The organism is Fictibacillus sp. B-59209 (genome assembly GCF_036216745.1).
Classification (GTDB): Bacteria; Bacillota; Bacilli; order Bacillales; family Fictibacillaceae; genus Fictibacillus_C; species Fictibacillus_C marinisediminis.
The window spans coordinates 313,405-336,674 of record NZ_JARMMC010000018.1 but is presented as its reverse complement, the minus strand read 5'-3'; the positions used below and the strand labels follow the sequence as shown (position 1 = coordinate 336,674).

Annotated in this window: 21 protein-coding genes; 20 read left to right on the top strand and 1 reads right to left on the bottom strand. The window is 44.2% G+C overall.

Annotated elements, in window-relative coordinates:
* The first annotated feature begins 12 nt into the window (after positions 1-12).
* The 3 genes from rpmF (at position 13) to P4361_RS14490 (ending at position 1,832) form a co-directional block, all read left to right on the top strand.
* Entirely contained in the window at positions 13-189 is a 177-nt protein-coding gene (gene rpmF / locus P4361_RS14500; RefSeq protein WP_053354596.1) for a 50S ribosomal protein L32, read from the top strand.
* A 125-nt stretch (positions 190-314) separates the two neighbouring features.
* The gene (locus P4361_RS14495; RefSeq protein WP_256225695.1) at positions 315-1,079 is read left to right on the top strand and encodes an enoyl-CoA hydratase/isomerase family protein; all 765 of its coding nucleotides are present in this window, start codon (positions 315-317) and stop codon (positions 1,077-1,079) included.
* 144 nt (positions 1,080-1,223) lie between these two features.
* A complete protein-coding gene (locus P4361_RS14490) occupies positions 1,224-1,832 on the top strand; it encodes an RsfA family transcriptional regulator (protein ID WP_328089840.1) in 609 nt (202 codons plus the stop codon).
* A gap of 47 nt (positions 1,833-1,879) precedes the next feature.
* Here the strand turns inward: P4361_RS14490 and P4361_RS14485 are convergent, their stop codons facing one another.
* Positions 1,880-2,356, bottom strand: a complete 477-nt coding sequence (locus P4361_RS14485) for an N-acetyltransferase (RefSeq protein WP_053358284.1) — start codon at positions 2,354-2,356, stop codon at positions 1,880-1,882.
* 176 nt (positions 2,357-2,532) lie between these two features.
* Here P4361_RS14485 and P4361_RS14480 point away from each other — a divergent pair, with 176 nt between their 5' ends.
* The 17 genes from P4361_RS14480 (at position 2,533) to murB (ending at position 23,262) form a co-directional block, all read left to right on the top strand.
* A complete protein-coding gene (locus P4361_RS14480; RefSeq protein ID WP_328089839.1) occupies positions 2,533-3,879 on the top strand; it encodes an acetyl-CoA carboxylase biotin carboxylase subunit in 1,347 nt (448 codons plus the stop codon).
* Positions 3,880-3,900: 21 nt separating this feature from the next.
* Positions 3,901-4,113: an acetyl-CoA carboxylase biotin carboxyl carrier protein subunit gene (locus P4361_RS14475; protein ID WP_053354592.1), complete on the top strand. Its 213-nt coding sequence runs from the start codon at positions 3,901-3,903 to the stop codon at positions 4,111-4,113.
* 57 nt (positions 4,114-4,170) lie between these two features.
* A complete protein-coding gene (locus P4361_RS14470) occupies positions 4,171-5,712 on the top strand; it encodes an acyl-CoA carboxylase subunit beta (RefSeq protein WP_053354591.1) in 1,542 nt (513 codons plus the stop codon).
* Positions 5,713-5,807: 95 nt separating this feature from the next.
* Complete coding sequence (locus tag P4361_RS14465; RefSeq protein ID WP_328089837.1) at positions 5,808-6,698, top strand: 2-dehydropantoate 2-reductase; 891 nt, start codon at positions 5,808-5,810, stop codon at positions 6,696-6,698.
* Between the two features lie 179 nt (positions 6,699-6,877).
* Positions 6,878-8,506 carry a bacillithiol biosynthesis cysteine-adding enzyme BshC gene (gene bshC, locus P4361_RS14460; protein ID WP_328089836.1) on the top strand — a complete coding sequence of 543 codons (1,629 nt, stop codon included), beginning with the start codon at positions 6,878-6,880 and terminating at the stop codon, positions 8,504-8,506.
* 132 nt (positions 8,507-8,638) lie between these two features.
* Positions 8,639-9,070 (top strand): division/cell wall cluster transcriptional repressor MraZ, encoded by a 432-nt coding sequence (gene mraZ, locus P4361_RS14455; protein WP_062231616.1) that lies wholly within the window; start codon positions 8,639-8,641, stop codon positions 9,068-9,070.
* A gap of 45 nt (positions 9,071-9,115) precedes the next feature.
* The gene (gene rsmH / locus P4361_RS14450) at positions 9,116-10,048 is read left to right on the top strand and encodes a 16S rRNA (cytosine(1402)-N(4))-methyltransferase RsmH (RefSeq protein ID WP_053354587.1); all 933 of its coding nucleotides are present in this window, start codon (positions 9,116-9,118) and stop codon (positions 10,046-10,048) included.
* 14 nt (positions 10,049-10,062) lie between these two features.
* On the top strand, positions 10,063-10,431 hold the full coding sequence (gene ftsL, locus P4361_RS14445) for a cell division protein FtsL (RefSeq protein WP_053354586.1): 369 nt from the start codon (positions 10,063-10,065) through the stop codon (positions 10,429-10,431).
* Between the two features lie 16 nt (positions 10,432-10,447).
* Positions 10,448-12,613 carry a penicillin-binding protein gene (locus tag P4361_RS14440; RefSeq protein WP_328089835.1) on the top strand — a complete coding sequence of 722 codons (2,166 nt, stop codon included), beginning with the start codon at positions 10,448-10,450 and terminating at the stop codon, positions 12,611-12,613.
* Positions 12,614-12,699: 86 nt separating this feature from the next.
* Complete coding sequence (locus tag P4361_RS14435) at positions 12,700-14,628, top strand: stage V sporulation protein D (protein ID WP_328089834.1); 1,929 nt, start codon at positions 12,700-12,702, stop codon at positions 14,626-14,628.
* Positions 14,629-14,715: 87 nt separating this feature from the next.
* A complete protein-coding gene (locus P4361_RS14430; protein ID WP_328089833.1) occupies positions 14,716-16,182 on the top strand; it encodes a UDP-N-acetylmuramoyl-L-alanyl-D-glutamate--2,6-diaminopimelate ligase in 1,467 nt (488 codons plus the stop codon).
* Positions 16,183-16,184: 2 nt separating this feature from the next.
* Complete coding sequence (locus tag P4361_RS14425) at positions 16,185-17,567, top strand: UDP-N-acetylmuramoyl-tripeptide--D-alanyl-D-alanine ligase (protein WP_328089831.1); 1,383 nt, start codon at positions 16,185-16,187, stop codon at positions 17,565-17,567.
* Positions 17,564-18,538, top strand: a complete 975-nt coding sequence (gene mraY / locus P4361_RS14420; RefSeq protein ID WP_053354581.1) for a phospho-N-acetylmuramoyl-pentapeptide-transferase — start codon at positions 17,564-17,566, stop codon at positions 18,536-18,538. Before P4361_RS14425 ends, mraY begins: the two co-directional genes overlap by 4 nt.
* 1 nt (position 18,539) lies before the next feature.
* The gene (gene murD, locus P4361_RS14415) at positions 18,540-19,892 is read left to right on the top strand and encodes a UDP-N-acetylmuramoyl-L-alanine--D-glutamate ligase (RefSeq protein WP_328089829.1); all 1,353 of its coding nucleotides are present in this window, start codon (positions 18,540-18,542) and stop codon (positions 19,890-19,892) included.
* Positions 19,893-19,948: 56 nt separating this feature from the next.
* The gene (gene spoVE, locus P4361_RS14410) at positions 19,949-21,049 is read left to right on the top strand and encodes a stage V sporulation protein E (RefSeq protein WP_053358283.1); all 1,101 of its coding nucleotides are present in this window, start codon (positions 19,949-19,951) and stop codon (positions 21,047-21,049) included.
* Between the two features lie 155 nt (positions 21,050-21,204).
* Positions 21,205-22,308: an undecaprenyldiphospho-muramoylpentapeptide beta-N-acetylglucosaminyltransferase gene (gene murG, locus P4361_RS14405; RefSeq protein ID WP_053354579.1), complete on the top strand. Its 1,104-nt coding sequence runs from the start codon at positions 21,205-21,207 to the stop codon at positions 22,306-22,308.
* A gap of 45 nt (positions 22,309-22,353) precedes the next feature.
* Positions 22,354-23,262: a UDP-N-acetylmuramate dehydrogenase gene (murB, locus tag P4361_RS14400; RefSeq protein ID WP_062231631.1), complete on the top strand. Its 909-nt coding sequence runs from the start codon at positions 22,354-22,356 to the stop codon at positions 23,260-23,262.
* Positions 23,263-23,270 lie beyond the last annotated feature (8 nt).

The following is a 23,270-nucleotide window of genomic DNA, read 5'->3' as shown; positions in this document are numbered from 1 at the left end:
GAGGTGGATAACATGGCAGTACCTTTTCGCAGAACTTCCCAAACCCGCCAAGCAAAGCGCCGTACTCATTACAAGCTTGAAATGCCTGGTATGGTAAAATGTCCACAATGTGGAGAATACAAACTTTCTCACCGCGTATGCCGTGAATGCGGTTCTTACAAAGGAAAAGAAGTAATCAGCAGCAAATAAGAAGAAACAGGAAGCAAATCTGCTTCCTGTTTTTTTATATATATGTAAATTGAGGATTTATTGATCAATTAAAGGATTTTCCCGCTTAAAAACGAACTATATGTGTGACGTAAAGGGGGAATTAGATGGAAAAAGTACTGTATACAATTGAAGATGAGATCGGATGGATCACCATCAACCGTCCTGAAGTCAGAAATGCCGTGGATTTTGAGGTAATGGAGCAATTAGAGGAATACATAACTCAAGTCAATCAAAATGATAAAGTAAAAGTCTTAGTGATCAGAGGAGCTGGAAACCGGGCATTTTGTGCTGGGGGAGATTTACGGGCTTTTTCAGGTCTCAAAACAGAAAGACAAGCTCACATTATGCTTTCGAGGATGGGTGAAGTGCTGAAGAGCCTGTTTTTCTTTCCGAAGCCAACTGCCGCCTTGATCAATGGAACGGCAGTAGGAGGCGGATGTGAAATCGCGTCTGCCTGTGATGTCAGGATCGCTTCGGCGAATGTGAAGATGGGCTTCGTACAGGGAACGCTCGGGATTACAACAGGATGGGGAGGCGGCACCTATCTCATGGAGAGGGTACGGAAACTGGATGCACTGGATATGCTGTGGAGCGCAGGAAAGCTGACGGCGAAACATGCAGCCGACAAAGGATTTTTACAGTATCTGATAAAAGACGGTGACATTCAAACAGAGTGCACTAAATATTTAAGAAGGTATACGGAACATTCGGTTGATGTGCTGAAGGCCTATAAACAGGTATATCTTCGCAGCCTTCCCTTCCAAGAAATTAATACAAGAGCAGATGAAGAAATAAAAACATGTGCAAAGCTCTGGGAATCAGAAAATCATCACCATGCTGTGGCAGCATTTTTCAATAACAGCAACTGATTTGCCTTGATCTTTTTACTAAGTATAGTATCCTGGCGAAATGGAAAACGTACGATGGAGACCTCTTATTAATAGAACAAAAGTCTATCTTTTCTATTAATTGCATAACTATGTAAAAACGACATAAAAGATGGAGGGATTAGGTTGACTGTTGTTCGCCAGGATGCTTGGAACCAGGATGAAGATGTATTGCTAGCAGAAGTTGTACTTCGCCATATCAGGGAAGGGAGCACTCAGCTGGCAGCGTTTGAAGAAGTGGGAGAAAAACTGTCACGTACTTCTGCGGCCTGTGGGTTCAGATGGAATTCTTTGATCAGAAAAAGGTATGAATCAGCCATCGCTATAGCAAAAAAGCAGCGGAAAGAAAGAAATAAAGATAAGATTGATTATGAGGAAAGCCGTGCAGACGTTTCGAGGCATGATGGTAAAAGAGATGAATATGTCGTTGCGAAGGAAAAGTCATTATCACTGGATGATGTCATTGTCTTCTTGAAGAATTTTAAATCTACTGAAGAACGCCGTTCGGGCCAAGAGCTGGCTAATCTTCGGAATCAAGTGGAGGAACTGAAAATACAAAATGCTCAGTTTCAGTCCCATCTTCAGAAATTAAATCATGAATACCAGCTCGTTTGTGAAGATTATAAAGCACTGATAGAAATCATGGACCGTGCTAGAAAAATGGTGGCGACGGATGAAGAAGGCGGCAATCATCTGACATTCAAAGTAGATGGTCTTCAAAAACTTGAAAAATAAAAAAAGATGGCGGAGAGCGCCATCTTTTTTTATTTTTGCTTATTTAATTATAGCGCTTGTTCAGTTACCCCTTTTGGATAGGACACATAAGGGTTTTCCCCGCGGTCCCTTTCTTCATTGTAGGTAACGGCTTCAAAGCCCATTTTCTCCCAGAACCCGCTCGATTGCTGTCTTCCATTTGTTTTAATTGGAAGATTGAACGATTGTGCAAATTGAACCAGCGTTTTACCATAGCCTTTCCCTTGATACTGCGGCAGTACTTCCAGCTTCCACAATTCAAAATAATCCTGTGGTGGACTGAAATAACGGTCGTATGCTGCCTCAATTCTATATAAGCTCATCCTGGCCACTAATTTGTCGCCAAAATAGATTCCGTAAAAAGGAGACTCACTGTCATTTTCAATAATGTTATCTTGAAGATCCTCGAGCATAGACAGCTCCTGAATACCGTATTCTTTGAACTGTTTAAATTCTTCTAATGTTTTATAGTTGATGACTAAGCGTTTAACTGTATACGTTTCCATGGTGCTCATAACTCGTTCCCCCTCGAATGACTCTGTTGATTATGTTTCTTTTAGTATATACTAATTATGCGAAAAATTCTTTAAAAAAGAAATATTCGTTTTGTTGCCGCTTACAAAAGGAAAAAAATATTTTTTGTCGAATATACGACAATGAGGCATCGAAGGGAGGATATAAAGTGAAGAAAATATTGATCGCTAACCGGGGAGAAATTGCCGGACGAATCGTTAAAACGTGTTCGGAAATGGGAATAGAATCGATTGTGGTCTTTTCGGATGCTGACAAGGAACTTCCCTACGTTCAGCAGGCCACTCGTGCTTATCATCTGGGAGAACCCCCGGTCATTAAATCTTACTTGAACCAGGACAAAATCATTGAGATTGCACAATCTGAAAAGGTTGATGCGATTCATCCGGGCTATGGATTCCTCTCCGAGAACGGGGAGTTTGCTAAAAAAATAGAAGAACTAGGCATAACGTTCATCGGTCCGTCCCCGAACGTAGTGGAGGCCATGGGAGACAAAGTTCAGGCGAGAAAAACCATGGAGAAAGCGGGTGTCCCTGTTGTCCCTGGAACGACTGAACCGATTGCAGATGTAGAAGAAGCGGCATCTATCGCTGGCAAGATCGGCTATCCTGTTATGCTTAAGGCAAGCGCAGGAGGCGGCGGGATCGGTATGGTCCGCTGTGACGATGAAGAAACCCTTCGAAAGCAGTTCCTCTCCAGCCAGCAGCGAGCTAAAATGTATTTTGGCAGCGACCGTATGTTTATAGAGAAATTTATCAGCCCTGCCCGCCATATTGAAGTTCAAGTATTTGGAGACAGCCAAGGAAACATCATCCATTTGTTTGAAAGAGACTGTTCCATTCAGAGGAGGCATCAAAAAGTCATTGAAGAATCACCTTCACCTTATTTAACTGAGAAACTGCGTGGAGAAATGGGTGAAGCCGCAGTGAAAGCTGCTCAATCTGTTTCCTATACGAATGCGGGTACAGTGGAATTTATCGTTGATGGCGATGGGCATTTTTATTTTCTTGAAATGAATACCCGTCTTCAGGTCGAACACCCCGTAACGGAAATGACGACCGGGTTGGATCTTGTGAGATGGCAGATTGAAGTGGCTTCAGGAAAATCGCTCCCGCTCCTGCAGAATGAAGTGCAGCAGAAAGGCCATAGTATGGAATTCCGCCTATATGCAGAGGATCCTGTTAAATTTCTTCCTTCACCAGGAAAAATTGAAGTTCTTTCGTTCCCTCAAGGAGAAGGGATCCGAATTGATGCAGGTTATGCAGCAACAAACACTGTCTCTCCGTTTTATGACCCAATGATTGCGAAGATTATTGTAAGCGATTCCAACAGAGTGCAGTGCCTAAAGAAAGCAGCTGAGTTTTTTAACGAGTTTGAGGTCAGAGGGATAAAAACAAATGCCCCTCTTTTCAAAAAGGTTCTTGAGGATCCTGATTTTCAAAAAGGGGTCTATACGACAGGTTTTTTAAGTGAGAAGCCAAAGGTTACAGAACAATAAAATACGTAGGAGTGTATGAGAATGAAACAGGTTATCGCATCAATGGCAGGAACAGTATGGAATATTGCTGTATCAGAAGGAGACCAGGTATCAGCGGGACAGAGTGTGATCATCCTCGAATCAATGAAGATGGAAATACCGGTCGAAGCAGAGTCGGCAGGGACAGTAGAAGAGATTAAAGTAGCGGTTGGAGATTTCGTAAATGAAGGAGACGTTCTAGTTACTCTGGCTTAAGGTTACGGAGAAAAACTGAACGAGCGCTCACTCTTTAACGCAGATGGAGGGATAACGATGGATTCAACGAAGACAGAATCGTCCTATGAAGTACTTGTCAGCAAGATTAAAGCAGGCGGTGCGGAAAAATATCATGCTAAAAACGCCTCTCAAAACAAGATGTTTGCAAGAGAACGTCTCTCGCTGTTATTTGATGAAGGTGAATTTCATGAAGAAGACGGACTGTTTGCAAACAGCCAGGCGGGAGATCTTCCCGCTGATGGTGTCATCACGGCAACGGGCAAGGTAAACGGACAGACGGTATGTGCGATGGCGAATGATTCTACGGTTAAAGCGGGCTCGTGGGGTGCCCGGACTGTGGAAAAAATTATTCGTATCCAGGAAACAGCACAGCGGCTGAAAGTTCCGATGTTTTATCTGGTCGATTCTGCAGGTGCACGGATTACCGATCAGATTGACATGTTCCCGAATCGCAGGGGAGCTGGAAGGATTTTTTATAATCAGGTAAAAATGTCAGGCATGATTCCTCAAGTCTGCCTCCTTTTTGGACCTTCTGCTGCAGGCGGAGCATACATTCCTGCATTTTGTGACGTTGTTATCATGGTTGACCAGAATGCGTCCATGTATCTGGGCTCACCAAGAATGGCTGAAAAAGTAATCGGCGAAAAAGTTACCCTGGAAGAAATGGGAGGAGCAAGGATGCACTGTTCGGTGAGCGGTTGCGGGGATATCCTCGCTGCAGATGAAAAAGAAGCGGTCAGCTATGCGAGAAAGTACCTTTCTTATTTTCCGGCCAATTACAAGCATAAGCCTGCTTTTACAGAAGAGAAGGCACCAGTTTCTGGAAGAGAGATCAGCGATATCGTGCCAAAGAACCAGAACGTGCCTTTTGATATGTATGAATTTATCAGCAGAATTGTGGATGAAGACAGCTTTTTTGAGATGAAGAAGCTTTTCGCTGCAGAAATTGTTACCGGTTTTGCAAGAATAAAGGGCCGCCCGGTCGGATTGATCGCCAATCAGCCAAAAGTGAAAGGCGGAGTGCTGTTTGTTGATTCAGCCGATAAGGCCGCTAAATTTATCACGCTGTGTGATGCTTTCAATATCCCTGTTATTTTCCTGGCGGATGTACCTGGTTTTATGATTGGTACGAAAGTAGAAAGAGCGGGCATTATCCGCCATGGAGCCAAGCTGATTGCCGCCATGAGTGATGTCACGGTTCCTAAACTGTCTGTTATCGTAAGAAAAGCCTATGGAGCTGGACTTTATGCGATGGCTGGCCCTGCGTTTGAACCGGACTGCTGTATCGCGCTTCCTACCGCGCAAATTGCTGTTATGGGCCCAGAAGCTGCGGTAAATGCAGTTTATTCAAACAAAATTAATGAGATTGAAGATCCGAAAGAACGCGTGATGTATGTCCAGCAGAAACAACAGGAATACAAAGAGCATATTGACGTGTATAAATTGGCTTCTGAGCTGATTATTGATGATATTGTTGAACCTTCTGCTTTAAGGGAGACGCTCTATCACAGACTCGTCTTTTTTGAATCAAAAGATATGGTGTTTAGTGAAAGAAAGCATCCTGTCTATCCGGTATAAAGGATCCCTCCGCTGTTTTTGGCGGAGGTCTTTTTTGTGTCAAGATATGATAATATGAAGAAAATACGACGATACATAGGGATTAGGAGGAGTCCATGAAAATTGCCATAATCGGAGGAGGATCCATCGGCCTGCTCCTCGCAGCATTTTTTTCAGAAGAAGGCCAAGAGGTTACAGTTTGCACAAGGACTGGCCGGCAGGCAAACGCCATCAAACGAAATGGTGTGATCTGCAGGTCCGCTTCAGGTACTGAAAAAACATATCCAGTTTCTGCGAGTCTGATTGATGAATACAAAGAAGAACCGCATTATACGGTTGTTTGTGTAAAACAGCATCAGCTGCCTGCTGTCTATGCTATTTTACTTTCCAGCCAGAGGTTTTTAGACAGTACACTGCTCTTTATACAAAACGGAATGGGGCATGTGGATTCATTGGATTCCCTGCCCCAGCAGAATATTTTGGCCGGCATCATTGAACATGGAGCGCTTAAGATCAGTGATCATGAAGTGCGGCATACCGGAAATGGGAAAATTAAGCTCGCCTCTTACCGGGGCGGCATTGACAATGCATTTTGGGGAAGAATGATAACAGGAAACTTCAGTATTGAATCAAAAGACAGGCTTGATTCCATCATGAAGGAAAAACTTGTGGTAAACAGTGTGGTCAATCCATTAACCTCATTGTTCCGTGTTCAGAATGGTGACATTGAGCGGAATGCTCATTTAAGAGTAATGGCGAAACTTCTTTTTGAAGAAGCCTGTGGTGTTTTAGGTATTGGAGAGACGGATGCTCTTTGGGAGCATGTAAGGAATGTCTGCAGAAGAACAGCGGAAAATCGGTCTTCAATGTTAAGGGATATTGAAGAAGGACGAAAAACAGAGATCGAAGCGATCAGTGGATATCTTCTTATGGTCGCTGATCATAAGGGGATGCATCTTCCTTACACGAAGTTTGTCTATCATGGAATCAAGGCATTAGAACCATAAAAGCGCATTGGTTCACCTTCTATTGAATGTTGTTCTTCTTTTCGCATAAGTTACAATGAAGACTCTTGTTTTGTTTTCTTAATTTCTGTACTTTTCTCCGAGCATTTCATTTTGGTGATAAACCTGTAGTTTGCTATACTCTATAAGCAGTTGTATACATAGAGAAAGGACGTACTTATATGAGGATCGATGAATTCCCTCTTCAAGATAAAAACCAAATAGCCGCATCATATTCAGCTGCTGATCCTTCAGTGGAAAACCTCTATGATTACAATGGGTTTACTGCTGAAATGATGGAACAACGGATTTCGGATATCGGCAGCAGAGAGTATGAACGTGAAAAATTGGCGAATTATCTTTCTGATTATAATTTTCAATTTTCCTGTTCAAAACAAACCTTAACCAACATCGAAAAACTAAGAAACCCTAAAAGTGCAGCAGTGATCGGCGGACAACAGGCGGGATTGCTTACCGGCCCGCTGTTAACCATACACAAATGCATCAGCATTATACAATTTGCCTGTATTCAGGAACGGCAGCTGGGTGTTCCTGTCGTTCCTGTCTTTTGGATTGCTGGTGAAGACCATGATTATGATGAGATCAATCATGTGAATGTCGAACGGAACGGAGGCCCTAAAAAACGCTCCCTTCCACCGGTTAGCCCGTTAAAAACTTCTGCAACCTTAATGGAGTGGGATAGCGTGAAGGCGGCGGAGTGGGCTGAATCTGTTTTTAGGGAGTTTGGAGAAACGGAATTCACAAAAGAAGTACTTTCAAAAGTAAAAGAGATCTTCAAATCTTCTAAAACAGCGGTTCATTCGTTTGCTCAATTTATTACAGATCTATTTGGTGAGTACGGTTTGGTTTTAGTGGACTCTGGGGAACCGCATTTTAAGCGGCTTCAGACAGAAACCTTGGAAAAAATGATTCTTCGCAACATAGAGGTGGATGAGGCTTTTGCTGCTGGCATCGAACAATTAACCGGTCGAGGGTTTTCTGCCCCGGTAGAGCTTCAAGAGAACAACGCCCACTTGTTTATCTATCATAATGAAGAAAGACTGCTGTTATTTCGGGATGATAGCGGTAACTTCCTCACGAAAAATAAGGAAGTAACCATCACCTCAGAACAGCTCATGGCTAATGCCAAAGAAAAGCCGGAACTTTTCAGCAATAATGTTGTGACCAGACCTGTCATGCAAGAAAGCCTGTTTCCTGTCTTGGCATTTATCGCAGGATCGGGCGAGATTGCCTACTGGTCTGCACTTAAAGAAGTATTTCATCTTTTTGGCTTTAAGATGCCGCCTCTAGTACCCAGGCTTTCCATGACCATCGTAACTGGAAAGAATGAAAAACAGCTGAAAGAAACAGGGTTGAAAGTGGAGGATGTTCTGCGGGAAGGAACCGAAGTACACAAACAGTCTTGGTATGAAAACCATAAACCAATCGATACGAAAGGTGTCTATACGGAGACATTGACCAAGATCGAGGCGGCTCATACAGAACTGAAAATGCTGGCGCTCACTATTGATCCTTCTCTTAAGAGGCTTACGGACATAAACCTAAACAGAATCAAGAATGAAGTTGATTATCTGCATACAAAAATGGAGCGGTCCATGAAAAAGGAATTAATGGAGCCTCTTGCTTTGTTCGATCATCTGCAGTGCGATCTCGCTCCGGATGGTGTGCTTCAGGAGAGAGTTTGGAATGCTTTTTCATATATTAACCGCTATGGAACAGATTGGATTAAACAGCTAACAGAGCAGCCTCTTGAATTCAATGGCAAGCATAAACTTGTATATGTACGTTAAATTAAAAACGAAATAAAAGATAAAAAAAATCCTGCCCTACAGCAGGATTCTTTTTTTTGTTAGCGAATAATTTGTTAGTGGTGAAAAGTGGGGCAATGTGGTAGAGTTAGGGTAGAAAGTGGGGGATGTCCTATGTTCATGGGTGAATATCAGCATAACATCGATGAAAAAGGACGTATGATCATTCCCGCTAAATTTCGTGAAAACCTTGGTTCGACCTTTATCCTAACCCGTGGGATGGACAAATGCGTATTCGGTTATCCTCTTGAAGAATGGAAAGTGATCGAGGAGAAATTGAAGAGTTTGCCATTCACAAAAAAAGATGCAAGAGCTTTCACCCGCTTCTTCTTTTCCGGTGCAGCAGAATGCCAATTGGACAAACAGGGGAGAGTAAACGTGGCACCTCAGCTTAGAGAGTACGCCAACCTCGAAAAAGATTGCGTAGTGATAGGTGTTTCGAATAGAATTGAAATTTGGAGCAAATCAATTTGGGAAGAATACTTCGCAGCTTCAGAGGAATCCTTCGGTGAAATCGCTGAAAGCCTCATGGATTTTGATTTGTAGCCAAATGAAAAACTCTCTGACTTTATACACAGGAAGGAATACATCATGTTTGACCATATTACCGTACTTAAAGAAGAAGCCGTTAATGCCTTAGATGTGAAACCGGATGGAATTTACGTTGACTGTACACTTGGAGGAGCAGGCCACAGCCGACTCATACTCTCAAAACTGACATCAGGCCACCTGTATGCTTTTGACCAAGATGACACGGCCATTGAACATGCAAAAGCTGCCCTTAAGGAATATGAAGGAACTTTCACCATTATTAAAAGCAATTTCCGTTACATTAAAGAAGAGCTTTATAATCGTGGGATTGAGAAAGTAGATGGAATTTTATTCGACCTGGGTGTATCCTCGCCGCAGTTGGATGAAGCAGATCGGGGATTCAGCTATCAGCACGATGCGCCGCTAGATATGAGGATGGATCAGACGGCTCAGCTGTCTGCCCATGAAGTAGTTAATGAGTGGCCTTATGAGAAGCTAGTGAAAATTATTTTTCAGTATGGAGAAGAGAAGTTCGCTAAGCAGATCGCAAGAAAAATTGAAGCTGCCAGGAAAGATCGGACGATTGACACAACTGGAGAACTTGTGGACCTGATCAAGGATGCCATACCTGCACCAGCCAGGAGAGCTGGCGGGCATCCAGCCAAAAGAACGTTCCAAGCCATCCGAATCGCAGTCAATGATGAATTGAATGCGTTCGAAGAAGCATTGGAGGATTCTATAGAGCTGCTTTCGATCGGCGGAAGACTTAGCATCATTACCTTCCATTCACTGGAAGACAGAGCCTGCAAAACGATCATTAAAAAGCACAGTACCGGACCGTCCCTGCCTCCAGGTTTGCCGATCATACCCGAAGAATTTTTGCCGGTATTAAAAAACATAACAAGGAAGCCGATACTACCACGTGAAGAGGAAATTGACGTTAATAGGAGATCACGATCGGCCAAACTGCGCATAGCAGAAAAACAAAAATAAAGGAGAGTTATGGGTTGAGTAATTTAGCGTATCAAACACAGAGACAGTATCAGCAAGAATCAAAACAAAAATATGTCCAGCAACAAGCACAACCGAGAATCAGAACCCCACGAATAACAAAAGGAGAAAAGTTCCTTTGGGTTTTTGCCTCCCTTATGCTTATTGCAGGCGCCATTTTCATGGTGTCAAACTACGCCTCAATCTATAAAGTGAACTCCAGCATCGAATCCGTTCAAAGTTCGATCAACTACGAAAATAAAGTAGTGGATGATTACAAACAGCAGGTCACAGAACTAAGTGCACCCGACCGCATTCTTAAAATTGCAAAAGAAAAGCTAGGGATGACGCTTAACGATAAAAACGTAAAAGTGCTTGAAAATTAAGGCGGAGTATTGAACTATGGAAAATAAGTTTAAATTTAATTGGGGAGCAGGGGTTATCATGTTAGTTTTCAGCCTGCTCTTTTTTGTGTTGATAGGAAGATTTTTTTACATCGCGTATACGAAACACATTGAAAATGTTGATTTAAAAGCCTATGCAGAAGAAAAATGGACGAGGCACAAAACCCTTGATGCCAACAGGGGGACAATCTTTGACCGCCGCGGGCAGGCAATCGCCAAAGATATTCCATCCTATACTGTAACAGCCACACTTGACAAGAAGTATCCGACCCATATTAAGGATCCTGCAGCGGCTGCTTCCAAGCTGGCAGGTGTCCTGGATGCAGATGAAGGGACGATTGAAGAAGCGCTGAGCAAAAAGAAATTGTTTGAGGTCCAAGTTCCCGGCGGCAGAAAGATCAGCCACAGCGATAAAGAAAAAATAGAAAAGATGAAAATAGACGGTATTGATTTTCGGCCGGAAACGAAACGATATTATCCAAACCAAACGTTTGCTCCTTACGTGATCGGCTATACGAATGAGCAGGGGGAAAATGAAATATCTGGGGCTTTCGGTCTTGAGAAAACGCTTGATAAATACTTAAAAGAAACAAACGGAAGCCTGTCGTTCAAGAGTGATACGAAAGGCGTAAAGCTTCCGGATCCAGGAGAAAAGATCAAGAAACCGAAGAACGGTTCCAATGTATACTTAACTCTCGATGAGAAAATCCAAATGGTGCTCGAACAGTCGATGGATAAGGCGAACAAAAAATATAAGCCTGAAAAGATTATCGGTATTGTAGCCGATCCCAAAACGGGCAGGATATTGGCCATGAGCAACCGGCCGGCTTTTAATCCGAACAAGCGGAACATTAAAGACTTTACGAACCTTGCCATCTCAGATCCTTACGAGCCAGGATCTACGATGAAAATCTTTACATTGGCGGCTGCGATCCAAGAAGGGGTGTACAATGGCAATGAAACTTATAAATCAGGCCAATACAAGATTCCCCACAACCGGCCGATCAGCGATCATAACAAAGTTGGCTGGGGAACGATCACCTTCAATGAAGGGGTTCAAAACTCTTCCAACGTGCTATTCTCCAAGCTTGCGAGAGAGAAGCTAGGCTATGACAGGCTTTTAAATTACTTGAAAAAGTTCGGCCTGGATCGTCCAACCGGCATTGATCTGCCGAATGAAAAATCCGGAAGAATCCTCTACAACTATGAGATTGAAAAACTCACCACCGCATTCGGACAGGGGACAACAGTAACACCAATCCAGCAGATCCAGGCGGCAACAGCAATAGCGAACGGCGGTAAAATGATGAAGCCGTATGTGATTGACAAAGTGGTGGATCCCTCCGACAAAAAAGTGCTGCTGCAGCACAAACCGGAAGTGGCAGGAAGACCGATTTCAGAAAAAACATCAAAAGAAGTCCGCGATATTTTAGAGACCGTTGTGACGAAAGGAACAGGAAAGCCTTATCAGATCAAAGGGTACTCTGTCGCTGGCAAAACAGGTACAGCACAGGTGGTAGATAAAGAGACTGGAAGATATGCTCACGGATGGGGACAAAATGTTTTTTCTTTCATGGGTATGGCTCCTAAAGACGATCCTAAGCTGCTCGTCTATGTCGCTGTTGACCGCCCTCATTTAAAGAATAATGAGCTCGGATCTTACCCGGTGTCAGACGTCTTCACTACAGTTATGAAAAACAGCCTTCAATACTTGAACATTGAACCTGAAGATGAAAAAGAAACAAAAAGAAAAATTTCCGACAGTTCAATCAAAATCGATGATTACAGCGGTGAGGAGTCTGCAAAAGCTGAAGATGAACTGAAACAGAAAGGGATGAAAGTGCTGACCCTTGGAAGCGGAAACCAAGTCATCTCCCAGCAGCCCTCTGCCTCTTCAGGACTGCTTCCTGGAGAGAGGGTCATCCTACGGACAGAAGGTGATGTACAGATGCCGGACCTTACCGGATGGTCTTTGACAGATGTCCTGAAATTTTCGAAGATCATGGACATCGACGCCTCCGTAGAAGGTTCAGGTTTTGCATCGAAACAGAGTTTGAAAAAAGGATCGGTAATCAAAGATAAAGATTACCTGACAGTCGAGTTTGAAAAGCCTCAGATGCCTTCCGTGAATCTCAGCGATGAAAGCGGAGGCGGAACAGAATAGATTGGCGGAATGGCACACTGCCATTCCGTTCTAATCGCCTATGTACAAGCATATATTGAAACGAGCCATGTGGAGGAGGTAATCATGTGCGTGTTTCAAATGTGACGGTACGTAGGCGGTTAATTTTTGTTCTTACCTTTGGGCTGATCTTCTTTTTTATCATTGGAGTCAGGCTTGGTTATGTACAGTTTGTAATCGGAGACTGGCTGACAGGCAAAGCACTTGACTCATGGAGCCGGAATATTCCGTTTGAACCGCAGAGGGGTGAAATTCTGGATCGGAACAATGTGCCGCTGGCAACCAATATCAGTGCGCCTACTGTCTTTGTGATACCAAGGCAGATCAGCGATCCTGTTCAAACGTCTGAAAAATTAGCAGCCGTGCTGGATATTTCCCAGCTTGATGTATATAAAAAAATCACAAAGAAATCTTCCATCATCCGTCTGGACCAAGGCGGCAGGAAGATCAGCAATGAAAAAGCGAATAAAGTCCGTGAGCTAAACCTGCCTGGTATCTTTATTGCTGAAGACAGCAAGAGGCACTATCCTTTCGGCAGCTATCTCTCCCATGTGTTGGGTTTTGCCGGGATCGACAACCAGGGGCTTATGGGACTGGAGCTCTATTATGATAAACAGCTAAAAGGAACAAAAGGACATGTTTCGTTCTTTTCTGATGCGAGGGGACGCAGAATGCCCTCGTTATCGGATGATTATGAGCGGCCAAAGGATGGTTATAACCTCAAACTGACCATTGACTCAAAAGTACAGACCATCATCGAACGCGAACTGGACATCGCGCAGGCGAAATACAATCCTGATGGAGCAGTAGCCATTGCGATGAACCCGAATACCGGTGAGATCCTTGGCATGTCAAGCCGGCCTGACTTTGATCCCGAAGAATACCGCCGTGTTGCGCCGGAAGTGTATAACCGAAATCTGCCGGTATGGGCAAACTATGAACCCGGTTCAACATTTAAGATCATTACGCTGGCAGCGGCCCTGGAAGAAAATAAAGTTGATCTCGAGCACGACCACTTTCATGATCCTGGATCTATTGAAGTTGGCGGCAGGAAACTGCGCTGCTGGAAAAGGGGAGGACATGGCAGCCAATCCTTCTTGGAAGGAGTTCAGAACTCATGCAACCCTGGATTTGTTATTCTCGGGCAGCGTCTTGGCAAAGAAAAACTGTTCTCCTATATTCAAAAGTTTGGATTTGGCCAGAAAACGGGTATCGACCTTCAAGGAGAGGGAACAGGAATATTGTTTAATCTGAAGAACGTAGGGCCGCTCGAGCTCGCAACGACCGCGTTCGGCCAGGGGGTTTCAGTTACGCCGATCCAGCAGGTTGCAGCGGTATCCGCTGCGATTAACGGTGGTTATCTGTATGAGCCATACATTGCCAAGGAACTGGTTGATCCAGCGACCGGGAAAACGGTGAGCAGGCAGACGCCAAAACTAAAACGGCGTGTCATATCAGAGAAAACATCCAAAGAAGTCCGGCATGCACTTGAGACCGTTGTGGCACAAGGTACTGGCGGCAATGCGTTTGTAGATGGCTATCGTGTAGGCGGAAAAACAGGGACAGCACAAAAAGCTAAGAATGGAAAATATCTTCAGAACAATCATATTGTATCGTTTATCGGTATGGCTCCTGCAGATGATCCGCAGATCGTTGTTTACGTTGCGGTCGACAACCCGAAAGACACCATTCAATTCGGAGGTGTAGTTGCTGCGCCGATGGTTGGAAAGATTGTGGATGACTCCTTACGAGCGATGGGGGTAGAGAAGCGGAAGAACCAGATCGAAAAGAAAAAAACGTGGCAGGATCAGGAGCTGATCAAAGTGCCCAATCTTGTAGGCAAGTCGACGAAAGAAATCAAAGGCTTGCTCTATGATTTGAAAATCCAAAGCTCCGGACGAGGGCAATATATAGTAAAGCAAGCACCGGAACCTGGAGTTAAACTAAAGCCGGGTTCAGTTATTCGCCTGTTTTTGGGTGACAAACCGGATAGGTAGGATTAAAATAGACTTGAATGCTAATAGCCAGGCGATAGCCTTGGCTTCTTTTTCTGATGTGAACTCTTGTAGAAAGGTCTTGATAATGTGGAACTAAAGACACTAGTAAATCATTTATTAAACTATAAAACAGATCATGAAACGAACGCTGAAATTACTTCGATTGAAATGGACTCCAGAGCAGCAGGACCGGGAAGTCTGTTTGTCTGCATCAAAGGGTTTACCGTAGACGGTCACGACTATGCCGGGCAGGCTGTAAAAAACGGAGCAGCTGCAGTATTGGCTGAAAAACCTCTGGAGGGCATTGATTCGGTGCCCGTCATTTTAGTGAACGATACCAAAAGGGCGATGGCGGTGCTCGCGAATGTATTTTACGATTACCCAACAAGTAAACTGCATCTGATCGGGGTCACCGGAACGAACGGTAAAACGACCACTTCTCATCTGATCGAGCAGATTTTTTCAGATGCTGGGAAACGAACGGGCATGATAGGCACCATCGATATGAAAATAAATGGAGTCAGCCATAAAGTATCCAACACCACCCCGGAATCTCTTTTTCTTCAAAAAGCGTTTAAAGAGATGAATGATCAGGGCGTGGAGAGTGCAGTCATGGAAGTTTCCTCCCATGCCCTGGATATGGGCAGGGTCAGGGGCTGCGATTATGACATCGCTGTGTTCACGAATTTTACCCAGGACCATTTGGACTATCATAAAGATATGGAGACGTATTTAAGAGCTAAAGGGCTTCTGTTCGCTCAGCTCGGTAATACATACGCCGGGAATAAGGAAAAGATCGCCATCCTTAACAGGGATGACGAGGCTTCAAAAGAGTTCGAAAAAATGACAGCCGCCCAAATATTAACGTACGGTATTGAACAAAAAAGCGATATTATGGCGAAGGATATTAAGGTGACTGGAAAAGGAACCTCCTTTACTCTTGTAACGCCGTTAGAAGAGAGGCCTGTTTCCATAAAACTAGTCGGTAAATTTTCAGTATACAACGTACTTGCTGCGATTTCAGCTACGCTTTTATCCGGTATTCCGATTGACTCTATTGTCAAAACCATGGAAAATATGAATGGTGTACCGGGGCGGTTTGAAACGGTTGATGCTGGCCAAAGCTTTACGGTAATCGTTGACTATGCCCATACACCTGACAGCCTCGAGAATGCACTTACAACCGTGAATGAATTTGCCGTTGGAAAAGTGATTTCTGTAGTAGGCTGCGGAGGAGACCGTGACCGGACTAAAAGGCCGCTGATGGCAAAGATTGCAGCAGAGCATTCGGATGTTGCCATCTTTACTTCCGATAATCCCAGGACAGAAGATCCCCTTGCGATACTTGAGGATATGAAAGAAGGCGTTCAGGGCTACGAATACATCATTAAGCCAGACCGAAAAGATGCGATCACCTACGCGGTAGAAATCGCAGATGACAATGACATTATCCTGGTTGCCGGAAAAGGGCATGAAACCTACCAAATTATCGGAAAAGACGTTCTGGATTTTGATGACCGGAAAGTAGCTGCAGAAGCGATTGGAGCGAAATAGCAATGAAATTGGATTTAAAAGAATTAACAGGGATAGCTGTATCGACTACTGGAAACATTGAGAATACAGTGATTCATGAGGTAACCAAAGATTCAAGGCAATCTTCTCCGCAATCGCTGTACATCCCAATCTCTGGAGAGAAATTCGATGGACATCGTTTTTTAATGCAGGCCATTGAGCAGGGAGCTGTAGCCTCCCTTTGGAAAGAAGGTACACCCCTGCCAGAGGGGCTCGAAAGCTCGTTCCCTCTCCTTTATGTAAAAGATACGGTGGAATCTCTTCAGCAGATGGCTAAGCTTTATTTAAGGAAAATAAAGCCGGTCGTTATTGCTGTAACTGGTTCCAATGGGAAAACGACGACTAAGGATCTGCTGGAAGCTGTTGTTTCCACGAGTTTTAAAACCCATAAAACACAAGGCAACTACAATAACCATATCGGCCTGCCTCTGACGATCCTGTCCATGGAAAACGACACTGAGGTTATCATTCTTGAAATGGGAATGAGCAATTTCGGAGAGATCTCATTACTTAGCAGATTGTCTGAACCTGATCTGGCGATTGTAACAAATATTGGAGAATCACATATCGAGTACCTCGGAAGCAGAGAAGGCATCGCAAAAGCTAAACTTGAGATTAAAGACGGCCTTAAAGAAAGCGGGCTGCTCATTGTTGATGGAGATGAACCTCTTCTTCAGCATCTGTCATCACCCCATATATTAAAATGTGGCTATGGTGAAAATTGCACGGTGAAGATCGTGAATCAAGATGGTGATGAGGATGGCTTCACATTCGAGCTTGAAGGAGAGAACATGGTTTATTCTCTTCCGCTGCTCGGTACTCATAATGTTAAAAATGCAGCATATGCTATCGCAGTCGGCCATTATTTGAACATTGAGGACAGCGCGATCAATGAGGGTTTGAAAAACCTGAAGCTGACCAACATGAGGCTGGAAAAATACCGCGGCTTGAATGGGGCGCTGCTGATCAATGACGCATATAATGCCAGCCCTACAAGCATGGCGGCTGCTATAGAAGCTGTTAAAGGACTGCAGAATTATAAAAGAAAAGCCGTTGTACTGGGAGATATGTATGAACTTGGTCCGACGGAAGAAAAGATGCACCGTGGCGTAGCAGAGTACATTGATGCTGAAATCACAGATGTTATCGCCATCGGAGAAAAAGGAAAGTGGATCGGCGAAGAAGTATTAAAAAAGGGTAAACCTGGGCTAAACGTCTCCATTTTCAACAAAAAAGAAGAGGCGTCTGATGCGATTCGCTCTCTGCTCTCGAAGGACACGGCAGTTCTGTTTAAAGCATCACGCGGGATGGCGCTGGAGACCATCATTAAACCATTTATTGAGGATGTTCAGGAGGCAGGGAAATGATTGAACAAGTATTACTATTTACACTTCTTGCTTCTTTTCTAATTGCTGTTTTAAGCTCGCCATTTTTCATACCATTCTTACGAAGATTAAAGTTCGGGCAAAGCATTCGGGAAGAAGGGCCGAAATCTCATCAGAAGAAGTCGGGTACACCAACAATGGGAGGCATTATTATTATCGTTGCCCTTTCGCTGGCTGCGTATATTATGACTTTTAAATTCATTGGAATGAAGACGGAGACGTATTTGCTTCTTCTTGTAACAGTAGGTTACGGGATCGTAGGTTTTCTGGATGACTTTATCAAAGTCGTAAAAAAGAGGAATCTAGGGCTCACTTCCAGACAAAAGCTGGTAGGGCAGCTGGTTATTGCCGCAATCTTCTACATTGGACTTATTAAAACAGGTTTTTCAACAGAGATCAGTGTACCAGGGACGGATTTTTCCTTTGATGTTGGCTGGTTTTATCCCGTTCTTGTCGTCGTCATGCTGATAGGAGCTTCTAACGCGGTGAACCTAACGGATGGTCTCGATGGACTTCTTGCGGGAACAGCCGCCATTGCTTTTGGGGCATTCGCGGTTCTTGCTTCCAACCTCCACCACTATGAAACTGCGTTGTTCTCAGTAGCTGTTGTCGGGGGCGTTCTCGGCTTTTTAGTTTTCAATGCCCATCCGGCAAAAGTTTTTATGGGTGATACAGGGTCGCTCGCTCTAGGGGGAGCCATAAGTGCTATTGCCATCATTTTGAAACTGGAACTTCTGCTTGTGATCATTGGCGGTGTGTTCGTTATCGAAACATTGTCGGTTATGCTTCAGGTTGCGTCATTTAAGACGAGAGGAAAACGAATCTTTAAGATGAGTCCTCTTCACCACCACTATGAACTCAGCGGCTGGTCGGAATGGAGAATCGTTGTAACCTTCTGGGGTGTCGGATTGTTATTCGCTGCCCTTGGAATCTATTTAGAGGTGTGGGTATAAAATGAACGATATGAAAAATTTTCAAGGAAAACATGTACTAGTTCTCGGCTTGGCTAAAAGCGGATTCGCTGCTGCCAAGCTGCTTAAGACTTATGGTGCGAACGTCGTCGTGAACGATCGAACGCCGATGGAAGAGAATGAACAAGCAAGAAAACTTTCAAGTGAAGGCTATGAAGTAGTCTGCGGGGATCATCCATTATCCTTATTGGACCGTCCGACAGACTTTGTTGTGAAAAATCCCGGAATTCCTTATACCAATCCGATTGTCAGTGAAGCGGTTAAACGCGGCATTCCTGTCATCACCGAGGTAGAAATCGCCGGAAAGGTATCCCGTGCTGAGATGATTGCTATTACGGGATCTAACGGAAAGACTACGACGACCACCCTGGTGGGAGAGATGCTAAAAAACAGCGGACGCAAACCTGTAGTTGCAGGCAACATCGGAACGGTTCTGTCTGAAGTGGCAGACAAGTCAAACGAATCAGATATTATTGTTGCAGAATTGTCAAGTTTTCAATTGATGGGAACACAGTCGTATGCACCAAGAATCGCAGTTCTTCTTAATATTTTTGAAGCGCACCTGGATTATCACGGTTCACTTGCAGAGTATGCAGCAGCAAAAGGAAGGATTTTTGCCAACCAGAAAGAGAAAGACTTCGCGGTTTATAACGCGGATGACCTGAGAGTTTGTGAATTGGCTCAAAGCACAAAAGCGGTGAAGGTTCCCTTTTCTGTGACGAAAGAATGCCATGATGGGGCTTACATAAAAGATGGAAGCCTTTATTTTAGAGAAGAGAAAATCATCTCTTTGAGAGATATTGTTCTTCCTGGGCAGCACAACCTTGAGAATATTCTTGCCGCTGTTGCCGCTTCGAAGCTAGCTGGAGCGAATAATGAACAGATTCAGGAAACGTTAAATACATTTACCGGTGTCAAGCACCGCCTGCAGTACGTAGCGGAGGTCAACGGCAGGAAATTTTATAACGATTCAAAAGCTACCAATATACTGGCTACCCAAAAAGCCATTTCTGCGTTTGAGCAAAAAATTATTCTTCTTGCCGGCGGATTGGACAGAGGGAACGAATTTGATGATTTGATCCCGCAGCTGAAACAAGTGAAGTCGATCATTTTATTTGGCCAAACATCGCCTAAGCTGCAGCGAGCTGCAAAAGACGCCGGAATAGAAGATATTAAACTTGTTGATAATGTGGAGGAAGCCGTTCCTGCCGCATATCAGAATTCTTCTGAAGGCGATATTATCCTTCTATCCCCGGCTTGCGCGAGCTGGGACCAGTTTAAAACTTTTGAACAAAGAGGGGACATCTTTATCAACTCTGTGCATAAACTTAAGTAGAGTTTGTACATGCTGGTTTTGGAACGAGCAAATACAGAAGAGTTGAGGTGTTTCTTTTGCCTGCGACACGAACAACACCGGATATTATTTTAATTGGCACGACATTGCTTCTATTATCCATAGGCATTATTATGGTTTACAGCGCCAGTGCGGATTGGGCACTTGTAAAGTTCAACGATCCGTTCTTCTTCGCTAAACGGCAGCTTCTTTTTGCCGGAGTCGGAGTGGCAGCTATGTTTTTTATTATGAATGTCAATTATATGACCTGGCGTACTTGGGCAAAGATCCTCTTAGTCATATGTTTTGTTTTGCTGGTAGGCGTGCTCATCCCAGGAGTGGGAATGGTGCGGGGGGGCGCAAGAAGCTGGATTGGAGTGGGAGCCTTTTCCATCCAGCCCTCAGAATTTATGAAACTTGCAATGATTACTTTTCTGGCTAAATATTTAGCAGAACATCAAAAAAAGATAACGTCCTTTAAGAAGGGCTTGCTGCCCACATTAGGCCTTGTTATGCTGGCGTTCGCGATGATCATGCTGCAGCCCGATCTCGGTACAGGTTCTGTCATGGTAGGAACGAGCATCGTTATGATCTTTGTAGCCGGTGCAAGAATCTCCCACTTTGTAGGACTAGGGTTCGTCGGGCTTGTGGGATTCGCCGGTCTGATCATATCAGCCCCATACCGGATTAAGCGGATTACCTCCTTTTTGGATCCATGGAGTGACGAGCTTGGAAGCGGATTTCAGATCATTCAATCTCTGTATTCATTGGGTCCCGGCGGATTGATGGGGCTCGGACTTGGTGAGAGCAGACAAAAGTTTGGTTACCTTCCAGAACCACAGACGGACTTTATCTTTGCGATTCTATCAGAGGAGCTTGGATTTATTGGCGGTGCATTGGTCTTGCTGCTTTTTAGCATCCTTCTGTGGAGGGGAGTCAGAATTGCACTCGGCGCGCCTGATTTGTTCGGAAGCTTTCTGGCAATTGGTATTATTGGAATGGTTGCTATTCAAGTAATGATTAACATCGGAGTAGTCACAGGTCTTATGCCGGTCACTGGGATCACTCTTCCACTGATCAGCTATGGGGGATCATCACTGACTCTCATGCTTGCATCGATCGGGGTTCTGCTGAACATCAGCCGATATGCCAAGTATTAAGCAGCGTCTTACATGCTGAATTTTATGGACAAAGAAGTGAAACAGCTGGAAGTACAGTGTCCTCACAGCTGTTTTAGCTTATTTGTCTCTCGCATGCCCTGTCAGTGTGGTGACAGGGTTTGTATTATTTTTAATCAGTTTTACGGAGGTGCTTTATGAGAATTGTGTTAAGCGGCGGAGGTACGGGAGGACATATTTATCCTGCTCTTGCGCTTGCAAATGAGATTAAGAAACTTCATCCGGATGCGGAGATTTTATATATCGGTACAGAAAAAGGGCTTGAGAGCAAGCTCGTTCCGAGGGAAAACATCCCTTTTAAAAGTATTCATATTACAGGCTTTAAAAGAAGTCTTTCAATGGAAAACGCAAAAACGGTCATGCGTTTTTTAAAAGGTGTTTCCCGCTGCAAGAAAATCATGAAGGAATTTAAGCCGGACGTTGTAGTGGGCACAGGAGGATATGTTTGCGGACCAGTCGTATATGCGGCGAGCAGCCTGAAGATTCCTTCGCTGATCCATGAACAGAACAGTGTCCCAGGCCTGACAAACAAGTTTCTTAGCAAGTATGTTAAGAAAATTGCGATCTCATTTGAAGAGAGCGCAAGTTATTTTCCTCAGGAAAAAGTTGTTTTCACTGGGAATCCCAGAGCTTCTGAGGTCATTGGAACTGACGGTGCAAAAGGAAGACAATCATTGAACCTCGATCCGGAGAAGAAGACAGTATTGATTGTAGGGGGAAGCCGGGGAGCCCGCCCAATCAATGAAGCGTTTCTGGATGTGCTTACAGAAGCAGAGAAGAAGAGCTATCAATTCGTCTATGTTACAGGTGACGTGCATCATGAGAACGTCCTGAAGGCGGTCAGCCAGTCAGGAAGCCCGGCGAATGTGACCATTGTTCCTTTTGTTCACAACATGCCCGAACTTCTTGCAGGTGTTGACCTTGTGGTTGCGCGGGCAGGGGCCACATCTATCGCGGAATTGACGGCGCTTGGAATTCCTAGTATTTTAATACCGAGCCCATACGTGACCAATAATCATCAGGAAAAGAACGCGAGAGCTCTTGAACAGAACGGAGCGGCTGTTGTGATTCTTGAAAAAGATATGAATGGTTCATTGCTTCTTGAAGAAGTGGACAATATCTTGCTTAACCAGGAGAACTGGGAACGAATGCACCAGGCTTCAAAAGAACTGGGTATGCCAGGGGCTGCAGCGAATGTGGTAAAGCTGATGGAAAATATTAAACATACTTCTGCGAAATAATATAAAATATGATAATAGATTTTGTGTGATATAGGGGGGATTTTTTTGAATAAACTGGCAGATCAACTGCGGAATGAAAACTTAGGTAAAGTTTTGGAAAATGAGCCGCTGAAAAACCATACTACATTAAAAATCGGAGGGCCTGCAGATCTTTTTTTTGAGCCGAACAATACAGACTCTCTTAAAAAAGCAATGGAATACATTAAAGCAGCAGGTGTACCTTTCCGTCCGATCGGCCGAGGATCAAACTTGCTCGTATCGGATGAAGGAATCGAAGGAGTCGTCATAAAGCTAGGTGACGGTCTAGACAGCCTTGAACAAAATGGGGGCGAGTTTAGGATTGGAGGGGGGTATTCCCTCGTCAAACTGGCTACCGTTCTATCCCGCGAAGGATACTCAGGACTTGAATTTTCCGCAGGAATTCCAGGATCTCTCGGCGGAGCCGTATTCATGAACGCCGGAGCTCATGGATCAGACATGTCAAAAATCTTGAAAGAAGCATTGGTCCTCTTTCCGGATGGGGAGTTGAAATGGCTCACCAATGAAGAAATGGAGTTCTCTTATCGTACCTCAGTACTACAGAAAACCGGCGGGATCTGCGTGGAAGCCGTTCTGCTTCTTGAAAAAGGCGACAGAGAAACCATAATGGCTGAACTGAAAAAGAATAAGGACTACCGCAGAAATACACAGCCTTGGAACTATCCATGCTGCGGCAGCGTATTTAGGAATCCTCTTCCGAATTATGCGGGCCAGCTTATTGAATCCTCTGGTTTAAAAGGAACAACTGTCGGGGGTGCACAGATCTCTGACATGCATGCTAACTTTATTGTAAACACTGGAAATGCCAAAGCGAAAGATGTCCTGGATCTGATCTCGCTGATCCAGAAAAAGATCAAAGAACTGCACAATATCGATATCGAGACCGAAGTGGAGATAATCGGCAGAAAAAGCTAAAAAATGCC

Excerpts from the sequence above, each read along its gene's own strand:
- P4361_RS14425 (WP_328089831.1), top strand. The coding sequence starts at position 16,185 with ATGAAATTGGATTTAAAAGAATTAACAGGGATAGCTGTATCGACTACT.
- P4361_RS14485 (WP_053358284.1), bottom strand. The coding sequence starts at position 2,356 with ATGGAAACGTATACAGTTAAACGCTTAGTCATCAACTATAAAACATTA.
- mraY (WP_053354581.1), top strand. The coding sequence starts at position 17,564 with ATGATTGAACAAGTATTACTATTTACACTTCTTGCTTCTTTTCTAATT.
- P4361_RS14495 (WP_256225695.1), top strand. The coding sequence starts at position 315 with ATGGAAAAAGTACTGTATACAATTGAAGATGAGATCGGATGGATCACC.
- murG (WP_053354579.1), top strand. The coding sequence starts at position 21,205 with ATGAGAATTGTGTTAAGCGGCGGAGGTACGGGAGGACATATTTATCCT.
- rpmF (WP_053354596.1), top strand. The coding sequence starts at position 13 with ATGGCAGTACCTTTTCGCAGAACTTCCCAAACCCGCCAAGCAAAGCGC.
- P4361_RS14470 (WP_053354591.1), top strand. The coding sequence starts at position 4,171 with ATGGATTCAACGAAGACAGAATCGTCCTATGAAGTACTTGTCAGCAAG.
- bshC (WP_328089836.1), top strand. The coding sequence starts at position 6,878 with ATGAGGATCGATGAATTCCCTCTTCAAGATAAAAACCAAATAGCCGCA.
- P4361_RS14440 (WP_328089835.1), top strand. The coding sequence starts at position 10,448 with ATGGAAAATAAGTTTAAATTTAATTGGGGAGCAGGGGTTATCATGTTA.
- rsmH (WP_053354587.1), top strand. The coding sequence starts at position 9,116 with ATGTTTGACCATATTACCGTACTTAAAGAAGAAGCCGTTAATGCCTTA.
- mraZ (WP_062231616.1), top strand. The coding sequence starts at position 8,639 with ATGTTCATGGGTGAATATCAGCATAACATCGATGAAAAAGGACGTATG.
- P4361_RS14465 (WP_328089837.1), top strand. The coding sequence starts at position 5,808 with ATGAAAATTGCCATAATCGGAGGAGGATCCATCGGCCTGCTCCTCGCA.
- murD (WP_328089829.1), top strand. The coding sequence starts at position 18,540 with ATGAACGATATGAAAAATTTTCAAGGAAAACATGTACTAGTTCTCGGC.
- P4361_RS14475 (WP_053354592.1), top strand. The coding sequence starts at position 3,901 with ATGAAACAGGTTATCGCATCAATGGCAGGAACAGTATGGAATATTGCT.